Annotated in this window: 18 protein-coding genes and 1 pseudogene; 11 read left to right on the top strand and 8 right to left on the bottom strand. The window is 50.5% G+C overall.

What is annotated here, in order from left to right:
• Nucleotides 1-41: 41 nt before the first annotated feature.
• Nucleotides 42-935 (top strand): fimbrillin family protein, encoded by an 894-nt coding sequence (locus WKT13_RS04375; RefSeq protein WP_340322987.1) that lies wholly within the window; start codon nt 42-44, stop codon nt 933-935.
• A gap of 103 nt (nt 936-1,038) precedes the next feature.
• On the opposite strand, the gene WKT13_RS04380 is transcribed toward WKT13_RS04375, so the two are convergent.
• Nucleotides 1,039-1,659: a lysine exporter LysO family protein gene (locus WKT13_RS04380; RefSeq protein WP_340322988.1), complete on the bottom strand. Its 621-nt coding sequence runs from the start codon at nt 1,657-1,659 to the stop codon at nt 1,039-1,041.
• Nucleotides 1,649-1,936 carry a LysO family transporter gene (locus WKT13_RS04385; protein ID WP_340322989.1) on the bottom strand — a complete coding sequence of 96 codons (288 nt, stop codon included), beginning with the start codon at nt 1,934-1,936 and terminating at the stop codon, nt 1,649-1,651. The genes WKT13_RS04380 and WKT13_RS04385 overlap by 11 nt, the downstream gene beginning before the upstream one ends.
• A gap of 411 nt (nt 1,937-2,347) precedes the next feature.
• Here WKT13_RS04385 and WKT13_RS04390 point away from each other — a divergent pair, with 411 nt between their 5' ends.
• Complete coding sequence (locus WKT13_RS04390; RefSeq protein ID WP_340322990.1) at nt 2,348-3,709, top strand: MATE family efflux transporter; 1,362 nt, start codon at nt 2,348-2,350, stop codon at nt 3,707-3,709.
• Between the two features lie 60 nt (nt 3,710-3,769).
• Here WKT13_RS04390 and WKT13_RS04395 read toward each other — a convergent pair whose 3' ends face one another.
• From WKT13_RS04395 to WKT13_RS04415, 5 genes are all read right to left on the bottom strand, one after another.
• Nucleotides 3,770-5,374 carry an MFS transporter gene (locus WKT13_RS04395; protein WP_340322991.1) on the bottom strand — a complete coding sequence of 535 codons (1,605 nt, stop codon included), beginning with the start codon at nt 5,372-5,374 and terminating at the stop codon, nt 3,770-3,772.
• The gene (locus WKT13_RS04400) at nt 5,371-6,441 is read right to left on the bottom strand and encodes an HlyD family secretion protein (RefSeq protein ID WP_298618242.1); all 1,071 of its coding nucleotides are present in this window, start codon (nt 6,439-6,441) and stop codon (nt 5,371-5,373) included. Before WKT13_RS04400 ends, WKT13_RS04395 begins: the two co-directional genes overlap by 4 nt.
• Before the next feature lie 39 nt (nt 6,442-6,480).
• Complete coding sequence (locus WKT13_RS04405) at nt 6,481-7,800, bottom strand: TolC family protein (RefSeq protein ID WP_340322992.1); 1,320 nt, start codon at nt 7,798-7,800, stop codon at nt 6,481-6,483.
• Nucleotides 7,781-8,242, bottom strand: coding sequence for a MarR family winged helix-turn-helix transcriptional regulator (locus WKT13_RS04410; protein WP_298618244.1), 462 nt, complete (start codon nt 8,240-8,242; stop codon nt 7,781-7,783). Before WKT13_RS04410 ends, WKT13_RS04405 begins: the two co-directional genes overlap by 20 nt.
• A 227-nt stretch (nt 8,243-8,469) precedes the next feature.
• Complete coding sequence (locus WKT13_RS04415) at nt 8,470-8,913, bottom strand: hypothetical protein (protein ID WP_340322993.1); 444 nt, start codon at nt 8,911-8,913, stop codon at nt 8,470-8,472.
• A 159-nt stretch (nt 8,914-9,072) separates the two neighbouring features.
• Here WKT13_RS04415 and WKT13_RS04420 point away from each other — a divergent pair, with 159 nt between their 5' ends.
• From WKT13_RS04420 to WKT13_RS04440, 5 genes and pseudogenes are all read left to right on the top strand, one after another.
• Complete coding sequence (locus WKT13_RS04420) at nt 9,073-9,984, top strand: alpha/beta fold hydrolase (RefSeq protein WP_340322994.1); 912 nt, start codon at nt 9,073-9,075, stop codon at nt 9,982-9,984.
• Nucleotides 9,985-9,991: 7 nt separating this feature from the next.
• Nucleotides 9,992-10,801: an SDR family oxidoreductase gene (locus WKT13_RS04425; RefSeq protein ID WP_340322995.1), complete on the top strand. Its 810-nt coding sequence runs from the start codon at nt 9,992-9,994 to the stop codon at nt 10,799-10,801.
• Between the two features lie 47 nt (nt 10,802-10,848).
• Complete coding sequence (locus tag WKT13_RS04430) at nt 10,849-11,151, top strand: TIGR04076 family protein (RefSeq protein ID WP_294460080.1); 303 nt, start codon at nt 10,849-10,851, stop codon at nt 11,149-11,151.
• 54 nt (nt 11,152-11,205) lie between these two features.
• Entirely contained in the window at nt 11,206-12,261 is a 1,056-nt protein-coding gene (locus WKT13_RS04435) for an alcohol dehydrogenase (RefSeq protein WP_340322996.1), read from the top strand.
• Nucleotides 12,262-12,347: 86 nt separating this feature from the next.
• Nucleotides 12,348-12,909, top strand: a pseudogene (locus WKT13_RS04440) (flavin reductase family protein).
• 54 nt (nt 12,910-12,963) lie between these two features.
• Here the strand turns inward: WKT13_RS04440 and WKT13_RS04445 are convergent.
• A complete protein-coding gene (locus WKT13_RS04445; RefSeq protein ID WP_294460075.1) occupies nt 12,964-13,608 on the bottom strand; it encodes a DUF1847 domain-containing protein in 645 nt (214 codons plus the stop codon).
• A gap of 504 nt (nt 13,609-14,112) precedes the next feature.
• Between WKT13_RS04445 and WKT13_RS04450 the strand changes: the two genes are divergently transcribed.
• The 4 genes from WKT13_RS04450 to WKT13_RS04465 all read left to right on the top strand — a co-directional run bounded on the left by WKT13_RS04450 (nt 14,113) and on the right by WKT13_RS04465 (nt 19,178).
• Nucleotides 14,113-14,880 (top strand): lipocalin family protein, encoded by a 768-nt coding sequence (locus tag WKT13_RS04450; RefSeq protein ID WP_340322997.1) that lies wholly within the window; start codon nt 14,113-14,115, stop codon nt 14,878-14,880.
• Between the two features lie 1,176 nt (nt 14,881-16,056).
• Nucleotides 16,057-16,203, top strand: a complete 147-nt coding sequence (locus tag WKT13_RS04455) for a hypothetical protein (RefSeq protein WP_294460069.1) — start codon at nt 16,057-16,059, stop codon at nt 16,201-16,203.
• Nucleotides 16,204-16,207: 4 nt separating this feature from the next.
• Entirely contained in the window at nt 16,208-18,277 is a 2,070-nt protein-coding gene (locus WKT13_RS04460; RefSeq protein WP_340322998.1) for a fimbrillin family protein, read from the top strand.
• A 514-nt stretch (nt 18,278-18,791) separates the two neighbouring features.
• The gene (locus WKT13_RS04465) at nt 18,792-19,178 is read left to right on the top strand and encodes a hypothetical protein (protein WP_340322999.1); all 387 of its coding nucleotides are present in this window, start codon (nt 18,792-18,794) and stop codon (nt 19,176-19,178) included.
• The last annotated feature ends 1 nt before the right edge of the window (nt 19,179 follow it).

The raw sequence follows: 19,179 nt of genomic DNA on the forward strand, positions 1-19,179 counted from the left end.
AAACAACGAAATAATAAAACAAACAATAAAAAACAATGATTATGAAAAAAAGCTATTCACGTATCATCAGTGCTCTGTGCATGTGCATTATGAGCGGTCTTATACTGACAGCATGTTCGAATGACAATAACGATGACAACTCAAGCAAGAGAGACATTATAAAGATAAGAACAAGTGTGGCACCGCAGAAGCGCACTCCACAGCTCGACAACGAAGGCAAAGGCAACTTCATCAAGGGAGACGTTCTGTCGCTTTTTGTCGGCGACGGCACAAAATGCATAACACGCACCGACTATGTATTCGACACAGACGTGCTGACATGGAGTGGTCTTAACCTGCCAGAAGGCACCACACACGTGACTTTCGCCGCATGCTATCCGAAACAGACACTTGCCGACGACGGCACTTTCGAATTCAATACAGCCACTGCATCATATAAGGATCTGCTGCTTTCAAAAGCACAGCCGGTAAACGTAGGCACGAAGGATGACGTGAACCTCACGTTCACACATGCCCTCCACCGCCTCGACATCAACTTCACACCGGGCAGCGGATATACAGAGGAAGACCTGAAAGAACTTGTGCTGAAATGCAACGCCAAAACAACATGCGTGGTGGATGCCGCCAAAGGCGAGATAAGCAAGGTGAAAGATACAAAAGACAACTACGTATCTGAAGGAGCGGCAGCATCATTCTTCCTCGTACCACAGGCCACTGCCGACATCACACTGTCCATAAACATGAACGGAGAAGAGAAAGGCATGACTCTGAAAGAGCTGCTCGAAAAGCTCGGCACACCGCAGGAAAACCTAGAAGGAGGCAAGAAATGCACCATCACATTGAGCATCGGACGCGACGGAATAACCGTTTCGGGTGGCTCAATAAGCGGATGGGAGGACCAGGTAACGGCTGACGGTGAAGTGACCATCGGCTGAAAACATCAGACTACCGTAAAATAAAAGAAAACTACTAAACAATCAAAACCCAATGCGTTCCGGCGTCTCCGCAGCAAAAGTCTGCATGGAGGCGCCGGATTTTTTACAGGCTGCAGAACAGATTTACAAAGAACGGAACACTCAGATCGACAAGAATTCCATGAAAAATGGCTATCGGCATGACCTCCTTGCCCGAGCATCTGGTGATGGAAGGCAGCAGAACGTCCATTGAATTTACTCCCGCAGCCGATATGGGAGCCAGCTTTCCGAAGTAACGGCGTATGAGTGGAGCACCCACAAGCGACATCATCTCGCGTATGATATTACTGAGCAACGCTATCGTACCAAGCTCGGTAGCAAGCTGCAGACCTATCGACGGTTCCTTAAACTGCGTTATCAGTATTGACGAAAGCGAGTAATAGGCGAAACCACTGCCCACAGCCATGCAGTCGAACACACTCCACTGACTGAGCAAAAGACTTGCAGCAGCCGAAAACAGCAATGTTCCCATGATGGTGGCAACAGGTACAAGCAGTATCTTCGGACTTACATGTCTCAGGCTTTCGCGCAGACTCTTGTTGCTGCCGATACCAATGCCCACCTGCAGCATAAGCGCGTAGAGTATGCAGAGCGACATATTGTGCATGTCGGTTTTTATTTCATAATATGCACCGGCGATACAACCGGCAACGAAAATCACGATTACAAACAGACTATTTTTCATTTTTCTCTTCTCCTTTCTTGAAAAACAACTGAAACACTATGCGTGCGGCAATGATGCTTCCGCCCATTCCGAGCATGGCAATGACTGCAGCCTGCCAGCCGAAACGTCCCAGATTGTCAATTATAACATTGTTTGAGCCTACTGAAAGGCCGAGCACGAAGAGCAGTACGAAAATGGTTATTGACGTGCTCTTCTCTATCTTCTCCACTCTCTTTCCATTGCGCAGGAAATGGCCGATAAGCACACCGGCCAGCATGGTCATTACTATGCTGAACATGATTTGTATTGTCTTGATTTTAAGAATTCCACATACAGAACACTGATGACGGCGCGATGGAAAAACTCCACACGCAACATCACTTCGGCCCATGCCTCATACGGACAGCATGACAGCCTGATATAATAAAATAAAGTGGAAAATCAGATAAAACCGCTGAACCAATGAACATGCACGGTCTGACTGATGTCGGTGCCTTTGTAAAGACCGGCATCAATACGTAAACGGCGTGTTATGAATAATGTATTGTTCATTGGATATCGAATTTTGCGGCCGCAAAGGTAATGCTTTTATGTATATTTTGCAAATAAATATGCAAAAATCATTCATTACATACATATAATTACATCATGGATATTTGTGTAATTGACGCACAAAGCGTAATTTTGAATGTTTTTTCGGAACAAGGACATGAGCCAATTATACAACAAAGGAAATCTCACAGAGGGCGGCATCACCGTCACCATGCTGCGTTTTGCACTGCCATTGATGCTCGGCAATCTGCTGCAACAGTGCTACAACATTGCCGACACACTCATCGTTGGCCGCGTACTTGGTGCACGTGCACTGGCAGCCGTAGGTTCGTCGTATGCTCTCATGGTATTCATCACATCCGTGTTCATAGGACTCTGCATGGGTTGCAGCGCCCTTTTCTCCATACACTACGGTGCCCGCGACCTGAAGGCTTTGCGCCGCAGCCTGTTCTCCTCCATACTCATCATAGGCGCAACGACACTTGTGCTCAATGCCGTGTCACTTGTTTTTCTCGATCCCATAATCCGCATCATGCAGACACCGTCCGAGATTGAACAGCTTACACACGACTACCTGTTCATCGTCTTTCTTGGAATGGTGCCCGTATGCGTATATAATTTCTACGCATTTCTGCTTCGCGCGATTGGCAACTCGGTTGTTCCACTTGTGTTTCTCGCAGTGTCCGTGGTTCTCAACATCGCGCTTGACCTTGCACTTATACTCGGTTTGGGTATGGGCGTAGAGGGTGCTGCGCTTGCCACTGTGGCCGCACAGACCGTAGCTGCTGTCGGACTTTACATATACACCAAACGTCGTTTCCCCGAACTTAGCCTCACCCGCTCCGACTGCAAGGCCGACGGTGCATCACTCAGACGCGTGGCTTCATGGTCGTTTCTCACGTGCCTGCAACAGTCGGTGATGAATTTCGGAATACTGATGGTGCAGGGTCTGGTCAACAGTTTCGGCACAGCGGTCATGGCAGCATTCGCCGCGGCGGTCAAGATTGATTCGTTCGCCTATATGCCAGTGCAGGATTTCGGCAACGCCTTCTCCACATTCATCGCACAGAACTTCGGCGCCGGACGTGCCGACCGCATAAGACGGGGTATACGCAGCGCCGTTGTCGTTACCACGCTGTTCGCCCTCACGGTGTCTGTTCTGGTGTTCTGGCTGTCGCCGTGGCTCATGTCGCTCTTCGTACCTGAAGGCGAAAGCGAAATAATAGCCATCGGAGTGGAATATCTGCGCATCGAAGGCAGCTTCTATGTAGGCATTGGCTATCTGTTCCTTCTCTACGGACTCTACCGCGCAGTGGCGCTGCCCTCGATGTCGGTGGTGCTCACCGTTGTGTCGCTCGGCACCCGTGTGGCACTGGCATACGCCCTTGCCGCCATCCCGTCTGTTGGATACACCGGCATATGGTGGTCTGTGCCTATAGGCTGGGCTTTGGCCGACATCACCGGACTATGGTATTACCGCCGCCGGCGCCACATCCTCATGTCAAGTTGCCGCAACTAATTGAACACTCCGGAATGAACATGAAATAAAACCGTATACACGTATGTGCCAACTCATCAATCACACCATATCCTCGCCCATACGTACAACCGGTACGCGCACTGTCTTATGGAACGGTATGAAACGTGACACAACAGCTATCACCAGCGTTACGGCAAACAACCAGCCGAGAATATGTTTTAGAGCAAGCAGAGTGCCCTGCTGCTGCACCACGCTGTAAAGCGTATTGGTGGCAAGCTGTGTTGCCTCATCCACTCCGTGTCCCTGCATAATCCCACTGTTGAATGCCGACTGCCAACGGACATCCGCCAACGGGTCGGCTGCGGTCATATTCTCCGACAATTCCACCATATACTTCTGCTGAAGATGATAAAGCACATTGCTGTAAAAGGCAGAAGCAATGACCGGAGTAAGCACAGAACGGAATGTGATAAGAAAAAAAGCATTAGACAACAGATACTTTGGATGCAGGTCTTCCACCGCAAAAAGTGCAAAGGCTATGATAAGTGTGAGCATGCCAAGTCCACGGAAGAACATCGGCAGATACAACATCTCATAAGTACTGTCGGGCGATATGCCGAAATAGAGCATTCCGAAGAACAATGCAAAACACGCCATTCCACCAGCTATGAAGAAACGGAAGCGCCACCGCTGCCAGCGAAACCACCAGAAACAGATGAACGCTCCGAGCAGATAACCGGGCAAAAGCCACACGTAGAGTGTGTAAGTATGCGTATTGTCAACGTGAAGTATCGTTGTCATGTAACTTGTAAGAAGACTTGTCGACGTACTAAAGAACATCACAAGCATCATATAGAAATATCCGAGAATGGCCTTCCACTGGAACAAAGGCTTCAGACTGACATACGGACGGGGTGAATGGAACTGCTCCCATAAGAACAAAGCCACAAGCAGCGGTGCCACGACAATATAAACACAAATGCGTGTTGACGCCATCCAGTCGAGAGTCTTGCCATAAGTTATCACATATATCAGCATGAGCAGACCGGTGGAAATGATAAGCATCTCGCGCGGATGAAGTTCCTTCCATTGCACTGAACGTGACGGGCGGTCATGCCGGAACAGCAGTATCACCGCCATAATGGCAAGCAGCAGAAGCAGCATCATGAAATAATACATGTACTTCCAGTCGTAATGATAAGCCAGCAGAGCCGTTATGACCATCGACAACTGGCCGCCGCCAAACACCAAAGGATAAAAGTAAGCGTAGAATTCGCTTCTCACATCTTTGGGACTGAATATGAACTTTATGCGCCGTATGACCCAAAGCATGATAAATCCTTTGAGAAAACCAATGATGAAGCTGGCAGCGATGAGCAGTCCTATTTCCGACTGACGCGCACAAAACCAGCTCAGAAAGAACTGCATGGTGAGGTCGGCAAGCAGAAGCGACTTCGACGAAAAGGCATTAAGAATCTTCGGCACGATGGGATAAGACACCGCCATACCGGCCGAAGCGGCATAATAACCTATGGTGATATCCTCCGTATAAACACCGAGTGTGCCCGACACCTCCACCATGCTGCCCGTATAAGTGCCGTTAAGCATGGCGATGGGGAGCATTATGATGAAGACGGCAGCCACGCCAATAATGTCCGGCACCCACCGGCGTACGGGAATGTCGAGTTCGCGTGCGGTCTTCATTTCTTTCTCTCTGCTTCTGTTTCAACCATCATTCCTGCACGCAGCATGCTCATGTTCTTCTCGTCCACATCATCGAAATCAATGCGCACGGGTATGCGCTGCTGCACTTTCACGAAGTTTCCTGCCGAGTTGTCCGTAGGCACCAGCGAATACTTCGAGCCCGTAGCCTCTGATATGGCAGTCACGTGGCCCTTGAAAACACGGCCAGGCACACCGTCCACCTTTATGCGCACAGGCTGTCCTATGTAGATGTTGGCTATCTGTGTCTCGCGGTAATTGGCTGTGACCCACTTGCCAGACTGCCGTACTATGTACGAAAGAGTCTGCCCGGCACTTACATACTGTCCCGGCTCTATAGTGCGCCTGCCCATGTATCCGCTGTATGGAGCCGTGACCACCGTGTATGAAAGATTGAGGTTTGCCAGGTCGAGCGCAGCTTCGGCACGCAGTATGCCCGCCTCCACATTCACTTTCTTCTTGTTTGTCTCGTCATATTGCGAACTGGCGGCCTCCTTCTGCCGCATCAGTGCATCATATCGTGCACGCGCCGCCTCATAGTCGGCCTTCACCTGTTCAAACTGCTGTTCGGGCACCGACTCCTCGCGAAGCAACCTCTCATAGCGCCGGTAGTCCTGTCCGGCCTGCCAAAGTTTGGCCTTCGCCTCGGCCAGATTGGCGTCCTGCTCGGCCACCTTTGTGTGCGATGTGCGTATGCCTGAGGCAAGGACATCGCGCGAACCGCGTGCGTCGAGCAGTGCCGCACATGCCTCCTTCTGCCGTATGACATACTCACGGTTGTCCAGAACCACAAGCGTATCGCCGCGGTGCACAAACTGATGTTCCTTGAAACGCACCTCCTGTATATATCCGGCCACACGCACATTCACCGGTGCCACATACTGATCGACAAACGCGTCATTGGTGATTTCGTAGCTTATGTATCTCCAGAAATAGTTTATCGTCCAGACAATGCCCGAACCCGCTATGAGAATACACACTATGTTCAGAATGATGTTGCGGCGTTTCTGTCGTTTCAGCCGCCTGTATTTCAGATGAATAAGAGACATATACGTTTATTGTATTGTTAAAAACAGATGACTTACGGCCTACAATGTTCCTGCAGCCCGCTGTAATTCATAATATGTATACACCACACGCGTACGGGCAGTGGTAAGTTGCAGCTCGGCATTCAGCCTGAGATTGTCTGCATCGAGCAGGTCGGTGAGTATGGCCAGCTGGTTCATGTAGCGGTTGCGCATGATGCGGTAGTTCTCCTCAGCCTGCCTCACCGACAGTTCCAGCGCCTCCACCCGTCCGGCCGCTTCGCGGTGTCTGAGCAGCGCCGTCTGCACAGCCATGCGTACGTTCTGCCGTTGCTGCTCCTCGGCATTGCGCATGAGCCCCACGTTTCTGCGCGCCTCGTCCATACGGTGACGGTTGTTGTAAAGCGACGAAAGCGAGAAAGAGAAGGACAGTCCGATGTTCCAACTGTTGTTATACATGTCGGCCAGCGTACGCGATACCGGACGCGCCAGCGTGTTTGATGCCGTGAGCGAGAGTCGCGGCAGCTGGTCGGCACGTGTCAGACGTACATTGTTCTCAGCCAGTTCCGTCTCCTTTTGCAGAAGCCGCAGCGACGGATTGTACATGCAGGCACGCTCCACATAGTCGGCATATCCCTCCACTGAGTAATTACCATCGAGCAAAGACGTATCGGGCATTAGCGTCAGCCCCTCGTCAAGACCGAGCAAAATGTCGAGCCGCTGTGACACTATGCGTATGCTGTTGCAGCTCTCTGTCAGTGCAAGACGGTCGTTGGTGAGCTGCATCTCACTGCGCAGTACGTCGTTGTTTGTTATCACGCCCTCATCCTTCAGCCGCCTTATGTCCTTGAGTCTGTGTTCAGACTCCTCTATCTTACGGTACAACACCTGCCGCTGCTTGTAGAGACTGAAAAGCTCAAGATACTGTTCCAGCAGTCCGAGCCTGATGTCCGACAGGTCCGTAGCGGTCTGCAGCTTTGCTATGTCCTGCTCTATGTCAGCCTTGCGTATGGCATACTTTATCTTTCCTCCCTGATATACCGGCTGCGTAAAGTCTATTGTGTAATTCTGCTGCCAGTCGGGCGACTCCGGTCTGGTGGCATTGTCAAGCCCGTTCTTCCACACTATGGGCTGTCCGAGAAATCCTCCGCGCAGCCCTGTCGTAATCTCCGGCAGACGTGCGGTGCGTGCCGTGGCAGCCCTGTCGGAAGCCATCTGCTCCTTTATCCGGTCGGCAGCCACCTGCAGATGACTGGCCGACGCACGCTCAAAAAGCTGCTGCAGACCAAGACGCAGAGTGTCGCTCTGGGCATATATGCCGCCATGCGCCAGCAACGCGACGCCAAGCGACAAAAAGATGTTGTTAATACGACTCAATGGCATTCTGTAAATCCTTTAACAATGTTTCTACCTGTTTCAGCCGGTCCTCGCCGAACACACGGTCGATGCGGCTGTAATAAGCCTTGAGCTGCGGCGCTATCCATCTGTGGAAAGCCTCGCCCTCCTCTGTGAGATACACGAGCTTGTTGCGGCGGTCGGCCGGATCCTCGCGCCGGCACACATAACCCTTGCGCTCAAGATTGAGCATCAGCCCTGTGAGACAGGCTTTGTCCTTCGATGTGCGCGCGGCAAGAGTCTGTTGTGTTATCCCCTGTTCGTCCCAAAGACAGCTCATTATCTGAAGCATCTCAAACGTTATCCCTGCGCCGGTATTTCTCAATAATCTCTGCATGGCCTGGCGCGAAGCCATACGCGTACGGATAAGCTGCAATATACAATCACGCGAGGATGTATTACGGCTTTCCTCTATTCTGTCATTATCCATAATTCTTTTAGCGCGTGCAAAATTACATCTTTTTTCCCAAAATTAGTCAAATATTTAACTAATTAGCATAAAATGGAGCAATTTTACCGCTTCGTCAGCCGATTTTCCTCACCCGTAACACCATTGACTCCTGCATCAGTCGCCACTCTGTGGCATGCGTGCGACAAGCTGCATCCGGTCTTATGATTACGGAATATTGTGCACCGCTTCCCTTCCATAAGCCGCTGTCAGACCATATCCACGCAGACCTGTATGTTGAACGCGCAGATATATAAAAAAACAAAAAGCGCTGCCGGAAACGTTAAATTTTCATCGTGAAAATCACGCAAAATCCGTGTAAAATCATTTGCAACAGGATTTTGTTCGGAAAATCGCAAAAATGAAGAGTCTCTATAAATCACTGTCAGACAGATGCTTACAACCAATAAAATTCCAACTGTATTTTCTTCGTCATGCAAAACAGCCTTTATTGCACTCCGAAACGGGCCGTTTGGGGTGGTGATATGGTGCATATCAGGCCCTGAAACAGTTAATATCAGAGTGCAAAACGGGCTTTTTCGCAAGACCGTCAGCACTGTGACGGTTCGTGGAATGTCCTGAACAGGCTTTCCGGAGAGCATCAGGTGTAGGAAAATCCCCTGTAATCCGGAAAACGGAATGTTAAATTCCACACCCCGAATGCAAACGGATGTTAACAGAAATTTGCAAACAAATGCGCAGTCCAAAGATACTATCTGCCGGCATAAACACCACGGACGACAGCAGGTGCGTGTTAAATAATCGTACGCCAAAGCCGGTTTTTCATTTCCGGCAGACACATATTGACAAATATGTACTATCTTTGGAGAACGAAGACATATCCTTGTGAAGAACCGCAACAGGACAATGCTCTCCGCATAAAGCGGATTTGTGGAATACCGGACACTGACAGAACCAACATAACAACACTCATGACACTACCCTACACAGACAACAGCATAAAGAGACACGTACTACTCGTGCACGGCGGACCGGGAGCCACAGGCAGCCTGCACGCGATGGCTGAACGCCTGTCCGGCTTGGTATGCACGACAGAATGCAGGCAGACCGAATACACTGTCGACGGACTGAAGCGCGAACTCATGCAGCAGATTGACCGGAATGAGGCCGACAGTCTGACGCTCATAGGCCATTCGTGGGGTGCATGGCTTTCTGTCATGGTGGCGGCCGAACACATAGCGAAAGTGAAAAGGCTCATACTCATAGGCTGTCCGCCGTTTGAGGAAAAATACGTACCTTTGATAACCACAAACAGACTGCGCCGTCTAGAGGGGGCAGACAGAGAGCGTTTCGCCCTCATACTGTCCGGACTTGACGCTCATCCTGACAGACAGACCGTGTGCGAACTGAAAAGATACACTGAAATAACGGACAACCACTGTCTGATAAACCACAAAGAAACGGACTTCGACAGCAGGATGTACAACGCCGTATGGACAGAATCGTCAGCCATGCGCGAACGGGGAGAACTGAAACGTATGCTCCATGAAATAAGTTGCGAGGTGGACATAATACATGGCGACAAGGATCCGCATCCGCTGCAGGGTGTCATTGAACCACTCGACGAAGCCGGCATAAACTACAGACTCCACCATCTGTCGCAATGCGGACACTCTCCTTTTCTCGAGAAGGAGACGTCGCCCGACTTCTATCAGACCATATACGAGATAATAAACCGACAATACATAGAGGAAAATAAATAGAAACAATATGAACAGAATAATAGTTGTGACCGGCGGCGCCAACGGCATCGGACGCTGCATAACCGAACTTTTCGCATCGAAAGGCGACACAGTGTTTTTCATCGACGCCGACCGCGAAGCCACAGAGACACAGACCGCAAGAATGCGCAGCCGCGGTTGGGACGTCTGCGGATACGCAGGCGACGTGGCAGAGAAGGAGGAACTGGAGAAGTTCGCCGCCATGGTGCTCGACAAACACCCCGAAGGCATACACTGCCTCATCAACAACGCGTGCCTGATGAAGGGCGGAGTGCTGAGCGGATGCTCCTACGACGACTTCATGTATGTACAGCGTGTGGGTGTGGCAGCACCCTATTGGCTCGCCTGTCTGTTCAAGAACCATTTTCAGGGACTCGGCTCCATAGTCAACATATCGTCCACACGGGCGTTCCAGTCGCAGGCCGACACAGAGAGCTACACGGCAGCCAAGGGCGGCATAACAGCACTCACGCACGGTTTGTCGGTTAGCCTTGCGGGCGTGGCGAGAGTGAACTCCATTGCTCCGGGATGGATAGACACCGGCGCATGGCACTCCGACAGCTACGCACCGCAATACAGTCACGGCGACACGGCGCAGCATCCGTCGGGCCGTGTGGGCGAACCCGGCGACATAGCACGTGTAGTTGAGTTTCTGTGCGACCCGCGCAACTCGTTCATCAACGGCGAGAACATAACGGTGGACGGCGGCATGAGCCGGCTGATGATATATCACGACGACTGCGGATGGACCTACGACGACGGACTCGGCCGCGGCGACGGCAGAGGCGAACTGCAATAGTCTGCACCGCGCGCCATAGGAACCATAAACCAACAACGCAAAAGACAATGAAACAGATAAGAATAACTGTGATGAGAAAGGTGTGCCACCGCGACCTCATGGAGCGATATGAAAACCCTATAGAGCACGCCTGCGACATGGAGGAAGGCCAGGTGTTCATAGCCGAAGGATGGCAGAAACCCGAAGGACTGTGCGAGAGCGCGTGGCAGAGCATGTCGCCCTTCGTCATGGCTCTGGCTCACGGAGGCGGCGACTTCTACGACGGATGGATGAAAAACAAGCATTCGGCCATGATATCGTGCAACGACGGATTCCGCCCGGTCAGCTTTCTCATAGAGGTGGTGGAATGATTCCGCTGCACTGACATTATAATATTGCATATATAAAGAAAGGAGAAATATATCATGTTGGCATATACTTACATCGAGAAAGGGCACTTCGAAATGAGAGAGAAACCCGTGCCCGAACTGAAAGATCCTCGCGACGCCATTGTGCGCGTGACGCTTGGAAGCATCTGCACGAGCGACCTGCACATCAAACACGGCAGTGTGCCGCGGGCTGTACCGGGCATAACCGTGGGCCACGAGATGGTGGGCATAGTGGAAAAGACCGGCGAGGAGGTGAGGAACGTGAAACCGGGCGACCGCGTGACGGTGAACGTGGAGACCTACTGCGGCGAATGTTTCTTCTGCCGCAAGGGCTATGTGAACAACTGCGAGGACCCCGACGGAGGATGGGCTCTGGGATGTCGCATCGACGGAGGGCAGGCGGAGTATGTTCGTGTGCCGCACGCTGACCAGGGACTGAACCGAATACCCGACGGCGTGAGCGACGAACAGGCTCTCTTCACGGGCGACATTCTCGCCACAGGATTCTGGGCCGCGCGCATATCGGAGATAACTCCGGACGACACGGTGCTCATAATCGGTGCCGGACCGACGGGCATCTGCACCCTGTTGTGCGTCATGCTGAAGACACCGCGGCGCATCATCGTGTGTGAGAAGTCGGAAGAGCGTGCGGCATTCGTGCGCAGTCACTATCCCGACGTGCTCGTCACCGGACCGGACGATTGCCTGGAGTTTGTCAGAAAGAACAGCAGCCATGGCGGTGCAGACGTGGTGATTGAGGTGGCGGGGGCCGACGACACGTTCCACCTTGCGTGGCAGTGCGCGCGTCCCAACGCCATTGTTACGGTGGTGGCCCTGTACGACCGTCCGCAGACTCTGCCCCTGCCCGACATGTACGGCAAGAATCTCACGTTCAAGACAGGCGGCGTTGACGGCTGCGACTGCGAGGAGATACTGCGCCTCATAGCCGAGGGCAAGATAGACACAACACCGCTCATCACCCACCGTTTCGGCCTGTCGCAGATAGAGGAGGCCTACCGCGTGTTCGAGAACCGGCTGGACGGGGTGATAAAAGTGGCCGTGAGCAACGACCAAAAACACGATAACGGATAAACAAAACAACGATACCCGCCCACCCTTCTGAAGAAAACCAGACGCGGCGGGGCGCAAAGAACAATCAGAATAAAACAGAACAAATCATGAGAAAGAACTTCGGAACAAAGACATGGCTCTATCCCATGCCCGTATTCATCGTAGCGGCTTACGACGAGGAAGGCCGCCCGAACGTGATGAACGCCGCATGGGGAGGCATCAACACCGACGACACAATAGGTCTGTGCCTGTCGGAGGGGCCACAAGACAACACAGAACATTCTCGCCACAAAGGCATTCACGGTAAGCATGGGCACGGCCGACACCGTGGCGCAGTGCGACTACGTGGGCATAGTTTCGGGCAACAAGGAGCCCGACAAGTTTGCAAAGGCAGGCTTCCACGCCGTTAAGTCCGACTTTGTCAACGCTCCACTGATAGCCGAACTGCCCATGACGTTGGAGTGCGAACTGCTGACCTACGACAAAGAGAGCTGCTACATGACGGGCCGTATAGTGAACATCTCGGCCGACGAGGCGGTGATTGGCGACGACGGAAAGATTGATGTATTCAAGCTGAAACCCATCACCTACGACCCGATACACCACAACTATATTGCCCTTGGCGAGAAAGCAGGCAACGCTTTCTCCGACGGCAAGGCTTTGAAGTAAACGCTGCGGCCTTCGTGCGGGACGATAATTGTCGCCCTGCACGAAGGTCACGGCTCATTTTTCCTTATCACCGAAAAACTTTTTCCTGTAATACGAACCTGCCGTATAGAGCGCGGCGGCCGGATTGTTGCCCGTCACGCGGTCCTTGGTAACAAGAGTTGTGACGTAAGCGTCGGAGTATTTGTAGAACAGACTGTCGTGGCCCACACAAAGACCAATCACCACATTGAGGTCGGTGTGGGCTTCGTTGAGCAGCCGCGCCTGCAGTATGGGGTTGCACATCGCCGCACCTATGCTCTCACACTCGGCCGGAATGCCCATCGATGTCTTCGGTTTGCCGGCCACCTTGCATATCACCGAGTAGGCCTCGAAGCCGTTTGCCCGGAGTATGCGAGCGAAGATGCGTGCCTCGTTTATCAGTCCTATGCAGTTGGCAATGCCTATGCGGTGAGCCCCTATCTTGCGGGCGAACTCCATTATTTCCTGCACACGTGTCCATCGGCAGTAACCTTCATACTCCACTTCGGCACTGGCAACCATCACTTCACGGTTGCGTCCTTCGTCGTAACGTTCGAGTGCCCACTGCATGTCTTCCTCTTTCAGATTGGTGGTGAGGCAGAAGTCGGGATAAGTGCGGTTCTTGTACTTGCAGTTCTGCGTGCCGCAGTCCACGCAACTGTGTGTCATTTCCTTCTCCATATTTTCTCTTTTTTCTGTTGTTGCCGGCCTTTCGTGCCGGCCGTTGCCATATGCCGGCCGGCGCGGCAGCGGCATACGGCAGCCTTCATCATGCAAAGATACATCTATTATTCATACTTTTCACCGATCCAGCTGTGTTTTACACTGACATACCATCCTGCTTTTCACTTCCCCACCGCATTGTCCGGACATAACGGCCAAGGCCACGTGCAACCGTCACATACATGTTCCAACTGCCTCAGAAGACCCGCTCCGCCACATGTATGCGCCACCGCATCATGACTGTTACGCCACACCCGATTTGACATAATGTGCTAAAACATATTAAAATAGTATATACCCATATTTGCGTATTGAAAAAATCGATATATTTGCGGCTGTATTCGCGCATGCAGAAATATCTGTTACAGCAGAAGACAACGAAGCGACAAGTACAAGACTACGTATTCATTCAGAAGTTTATTAACTGTTTCACAAACCAATTCATCTCAAACCAAAACTATTATGAACAAGATTTTGTCAGCAGCCGCCATGCTCGCACTGGTTGCATGCGGCCCGAAAAGCGGAATCAACGGTGCAGACTTAGTAGGAAACTGGATTGAAGTAATGCCGGGAAGTCCGCACATCGTACAGGGAATGACACTCAACGAGGACGGCAGCGCCGCATCCATCGGCATGGCTACATTGCTCTATGAGAAATGGCAACAGGCCGACGGAAAGATAGTCCTGAGCGGAAAAAGCATCGGAAACGGGCAGACTATTGAGTTTGACGATACATTCAACATAGTGAAACATACGGCTGACACTCTCATATTAGGCAAGAACGAGACATTCAGACTGACATACGTGAAGACGGAAGACCCGAACGGAGTGAAACCATTCAACGTTCTCGACTCCCTGAAACAGAATCCTGACGCCGGAAAAGTTGTGACAGATGTTTATAAAGGTACGCTTCCCGCCGCTTCGTGTCCGGGAATAGAATACACCGTAAACATATCCCACCAGGAACACAGCGGCGACGGTGTGTTCCATGCCACACTCAATTATCTTGAAGCAGAGGAAGGCCAGGACCGCAGCTATGAGGTTTACGGCAGACAGTACACTCTGAAAGGCGACAAGGCTGACAAGAATTCCACCGTCATACAGCTCATATCCTTCGACGGAAAAGAGACAATGAACTTCCGCAAACTCGACGGTAAGATACAGATGCTCGATAAAGAAATGGCACCGATCGATTCAAAACTGAACTACACACTCACCCTTCAGAAATAAGCGGAGGGGTGCATACACCCCATGAACGGCAGACCGCAATCCGGCATATACAGCAGAAACGGATTGTGGTCTGTCTTTTTTTATTATACGTGAAAGTGCTTACCACCTTACGCATCTGCAATCCACCCATCCGCAAATGCCTCGGTTTTCATTTACATCTTTCACCGACCGGTTTCACACAAACGGCCTGTCAGCTGCCCGTACAGTGGTTTTCCCACGTACACCATACGCTTCTTCATGCCGTAAAAATGTTCTACCGGACAAAAAAGAGCCCCGATAGAAAATCAGTGTGGATTGATACCGTTATGTAAGCCTGCCTTTACTGTCCCGGATAAGCGCTGTCCTTCTCTGTCCGGATGCTCCCTGCAAGCACTCTTTCAGATTGTAAGCATGTTGCGGTTTTTCCGTCTGAGTTTTCTGTTCTACCCCGTTTATTTTTCGCGAATTTGCGAGCTGACTCTCCTTCGGACGAAAATTCGCGAAAAATAAGAGCCTTGTGCAAACAACTGTATGCCAATAACTTACATCCGACAGTGATTCTTTCATCGTACGAAATGCACCGTTTCAGCCTCCGATATGGCCTGTTTCAGGGCCTGATATGCGCAATATCGCACCATGATACGGACCATATCGGAGGCTGAAACGGGCATAACCGGAACGTCATACGGATTGTTCCTGACTACCTGACTGGGTATATTAAAAGACGGTATAAGCCGAAACAGGCTTTGATACGACGGATTTAACATTCCTTTACATCTATTTTCCGAATTTATTTTGTCAAAAAAAAGTCAAGAAAAACTGTAAGTCCGCCGCCCGGGTTTTCTTTTAAAAAGCCGGAATCGGGCGCTATTATAAACACCAGAAACCCTCACATGTTGTGCGGCGATGGTCAGGCGGTTGAGCCAACACTTATTTCCCTTCACGTGATGCCCGCACGGTCCGTGCCGACACAAACTGTAAGGACGCTTTACCGACTTCAGTAATGATTTACTAATAAAACCAAGTCCTCACCGAATTTCTGCCGGGACCATAAAAAATCAATGGTTTGAAAATAAATGACAATCAAAAGGCTGTATTATAAAAATATATGTATATTTGCTCCGTAATAGTTCACCCGCAAGCTTATAAAGCGATGGCAACATATTACATTGTCACTTAAATAAACACAAAAGAATTATGAAAACCGTAAAAAAATATTATGTTGCGCCTGCATGCAATATAATAAAGATGGAAACTATGCAGTTTTTATGCGCCAGCCCGCAGCCGGAAGGTTCTTCCACGCACGAAGACCTTGATGAGGAAGAAGACAATTATGAATGGTAATTATATGAAAAGGAAATGTCTTTTTATACACTTGCTGTGCCTGGTGTGCCTTTCCACTCTGTTCGTTTCATGCTCTGAGGACGAACAGCAGGCAGGCCCTTCTCAGGAGAAAGTATGGATGTCGTTTTCCGCAGGGTCAAATGCCATGACCTTCAGCATACTGACCGAAGGCAACAAGATACTGTGGGAAGCAGGAGACGCCATATCTCTTTTTGACCCGACGGGACAGAACAATGAGTTCACGACAGCGCAAGGGGGAGCCGCCGTAACCTTCACCGGCAAGGCTACAGAGGCAGACGGCAACTACTACGCCCTGTATCCGTACGACAAGGATGCGACAATCAGCGGCACACAGATAAGCACCACCCTGCCCGGAGTGCAGGAACCAAGAGCCGGAAGCTTTGCGCAGGGACTCAATCCCTCGGTTGCCGTAGCCGACGCAAACAGGAACCTGTATTTCAGAAACGTGTGTGCTGTGGTGAAATTCACACTCGACTCTGAAAGCGAAGTCATAAGAAGCGTACGTCTGAGCGGCAACAACGGAGAGGCGCTGGCCGGTCCTGTCAAGGCCGATGTGGCAGCAAGCGACCCCGTGGCCGTCACAGCCGACAACGCGAATGCTGTGAAAGAAATAGAACTGGCGGGCGAATTCACCACCGGCAACACCTATTACATCATTGCATTGCCGGGAACTCTCAGCAACGGACTCACCCTGAAACTCTACAATGACAAAGGAATGATGTTCCAGCGCAAAGGTTCGAGCAAGGCCACTCTCATCGCCGGACGTGTTCTGAACCTGGGAATAATAAAGCCGGCATCCTTCCAGGTGCCCGCATGTGGCGCTGTCAAGATAGACGGAGTGTATCACATTTACAATGCGGAAGGACTGGAATGCTGGAGAGCACAGTCCGACTGTCTGAACAGCAAAGCCGTGCTTGAAGCAGACATCGACATGAACGGTGTCACATGGACACCGCTGGGAAGCGACATGCAGAACGGTTTCGCAGGCGATTTCAACGGCAACGGTAAGACCATATCAAATCTTACCGTAAGCAATGATGCCAATGCAGGTTTCTTCGGAGGTCTTTCGGCCGGTGCGAAAGTGCACGACGTGACCTTCACCAATGCCAATGTAAGCGGAAAGACTTACGTGGGCACCGTGGCAGGAGCGAGCCTCGGAATAATAGAAAACTGCAAAGTAAACAATTCAGAAATCACCGGACAGTATGCCGGAGCTATCACCGGCAACAACAGTGTGCAGGTGAACAAGTGTCTTGTTTCGGACACAAAGGTGAGCGCATCCACCGCAGCCGGAGGAATAGCCGGCACAAGTCACGGAAAAGTGGAATACTGTTCTGTCACCGGAAACAGCATCATCTCATCAAGTGAGAGAAACAGCCGTGCCGGAGGAATCGTAGGACAGACCACCGAGGAAGGCGGCATCACCACAAGCGGACGCCTGCTCAAGTGTGCGACAGACGGAATAACGGTGTCCGGATCGATGGCCGGCGGCATAGCAGGCGAGAACGGATTCGGCACGATAGCGCAGTGCGTGGCCAACAACATCAAGGTGACCCACAACTCAACAGACAAAAGTGCCAGACTGGGCGGCGTAGTCGGATATAACTCAAGAGGCGATGTCGTTGCGTGCTATTCTGCATTTTCCACTGTCGGAACCGATGGCATAGTTTCCGAATCGATGGGTGGCATCGTCGGATACAACTACACCAGCAAAGCCTATATCTACGGATGCTATTCCACCCACATCACCTTCGCAGGAAGCGTAAGCGGCACCGAATCAGGCATCGGCGCCATAACAGGATATTCGAGCGGCTATGTCATTTCATGCTACGCAATCCTTCCCGACGGAGTAAGCGGCATAAACCTTACCGGTCAAGGCACAACCGACCACTGCGTACAGATTGGAAACAATGATTTCAACACTCTCATAACAGACGTAAGCGACCTGGAAGCAACCGACGGAACATCATGGGAAGCTAAAAAAATATGGAAATTTACCGAAAGCGGACTGCCACCTGCCATACATTCCGAATATATCGGAACCGGACAATAGTCTGCGCTTTCAAACATTTATTATAATCATATAAATGCAGGATATTCCTCCAAACAGGATATCCTGCATATTTTATATAGCCACCATGCCCATAAGGCTGCATATCCTGCACACACTGAAAAACAAACAAAAGCCATAACACAACCTTAAAACACCCTAACCGTAAAGCAGAAACGCCCTTTTCACGCGACAAAAAGCATCTTATCATCAGACAATATTGTGCAAACCGCAGATTATAAAAAAGATTTTCATTATACGTCTTAATTACAATTTATCAAAAATACCGCCTGTTTTATTACAAAATAACAATTTCTTAACCTTACAATTTCCATACTGTAAGAACACAAAAATATTTTTCTCAAAAGTCAGCGCCATTCGCTTTTACATTACATTAATTAGTAATTTTGCATCCATACAGAAGCAAAAAGACAGGATATACGACATTTAAGCTTCAAAAAGACATAGATACATTCAGGAAAAATCCACCACATATAATAACTTAAAAGATTAGAGTATGATGAAGATTTTTTATAACAACACAATAATCCTGCTATTATCGTTCATAGCAACCGCACAGGTTGCCCATGCGCAGGAACGACCTGAAGTATCAACAGCCGCCGGTACATCACACAACCATACACTACACTGTCACCCGACCTATGGTTCCTGCGGAATGTCACCAACATTATTATCAGGAAAAGAATCCTGTTTCCCACATTCAAGACTTCTTATCACGTCAACAGAGGATTGCCGTATGTCAGACACAGACAGGCATACCAGTGTGAAAGACGACCTCCGTCAGCACCGGACACAGCAGCAGATGTCATACGTTGCGCAACAGGCCACAGTCTGCAATCCATACGGATATCCGGCAAAGATGTATCCAAACAAAACGATATAAC

Origin of the sequence: Prevotella sp. HCN-7019 (assembly GCF_037890215.1) — a bacterium.
Classification (GTDB): domain Bacteria; phylum Bacteroidota; class Bacteroidia; order Bacteroidales; family Bacteroidaceae; genus Prevotella.

Excerpts from the sequence above, each read along its gene's own strand:
- WKT13_RS04435 (WP_340322996.1), top strand. The coding sequence starts at position 11,206 with ATGTTGGCATATACTTACATCGAGAAAGGGCACTTCGAAATGAGAGAG.
- WKT13_RS04390 (WP_340322990.1), top strand. The coding sequence starts at position 2,348 with ATGAGCCAATTATACAACAAAGGAAATCTCACAGAGGGCGGCATCACC.
- WKT13_RS04450 (WP_340322997.1), top strand. The coding sequence starts at position 14,113 with ATGAACAAGATTTTGTCAGCAGCCGCCATGCTCGCACTGGTTGCATGC.
- WKT13_RS04430 (WP_294460080.1), top strand. The coding sequence starts at position 10,849 with ATGAAACAGATAAGAATAACTGTGATGAGAAAGGTGTGCCACCGCGAC.
- WKT13_RS04400 (WP_298618242.1), bottom strand. The coding sequence starts at position 6,441 with ATGTCTCTTATTCATCTGAAATACAGGCGGCTGAAACGACAGAAACGC.
- WKT13_RS04395 (WP_340322991.1), bottom strand. The coding sequence starts at position 5,374 with ATGAAGACCGCACGCGAACTCGACATTCCCGTACGCCGGTGGGTGCCG.
- WKT13_RS04445 (WP_294460075.1), bottom strand. The coding sequence starts at position 13,608 with ATGGAGAAGGAAATGACACACAGTTGCGTGGACTGCGGCACGCAGAAC.
- WKT13_RS04380 (WP_340322988.1), bottom strand. The coding sequence starts at position 1,659 with ATGAAAAATAGTCTGTTTGTAATCGTGATTTTCGTTGCCGGTTGTATC.
- WKT13_RS04385 (WP_340322989.1), bottom strand. The coding sequence starts at position 1,936 with ATGTTCAGCATAGTAATGACCATGCTGGCCGGTGTGCTTATCGGCCAT.
- WKT13_RS04410 (WP_298618244.1), bottom strand. The coding sequence starts at position 8,242 with ATGGATAATGACAGAATAGAGGAAAGCCGTAATACATCCTCGCGTGAT.
- WKT13_RS04425 (WP_340322995.1), top strand. The coding sequence starts at position 9,992 with ATGAACAGAATAATAGTTGTGACCGGCGGCGCCAACGGCATCGGACGC.
- WKT13_RS04465 (WP_340322999.1), top strand. The coding sequence starts at position 18,792 with ATGATGAAGATTTTTTATAACAACACAATAATCCTGCTATTATCGTTC.
- WKT13_RS04460 (WP_340322998.1), top strand. The coding sequence starts at position 16,208 with ATGAAAAGGAAATGTCTTTTTATACACTTGCTGTGCCTGGTGTGCCTT.
- WKT13_RS04455 (WP_294460069.1), top strand. The coding sequence starts at position 16,057 with ATGAAAACCGTAAAAAAATATTATGTTGCGCCTGCATGCAATATAATA.
- WKT13_RS04405 (WP_340322992.1), bottom strand. The coding sequence starts at position 7,800 with ATGCCATTGAGTCGTATTAACAACATCTTTTTGTCGCTTGGCGTCGCG.
- WKT13_RS04375 (WP_340322987.1), top strand. The coding sequence starts at position 42 with ATGAAAAAAAGCTATTCACGTATCATCAGTGCTCTGTGCATGTGCATT.
- WKT13_RS04420 (WP_340322994.1), top strand. The coding sequence starts at position 9,073 with ATGTACTATCTTTGGAGAACGAAGACATATCCTTGTGAAGAACCGCAA.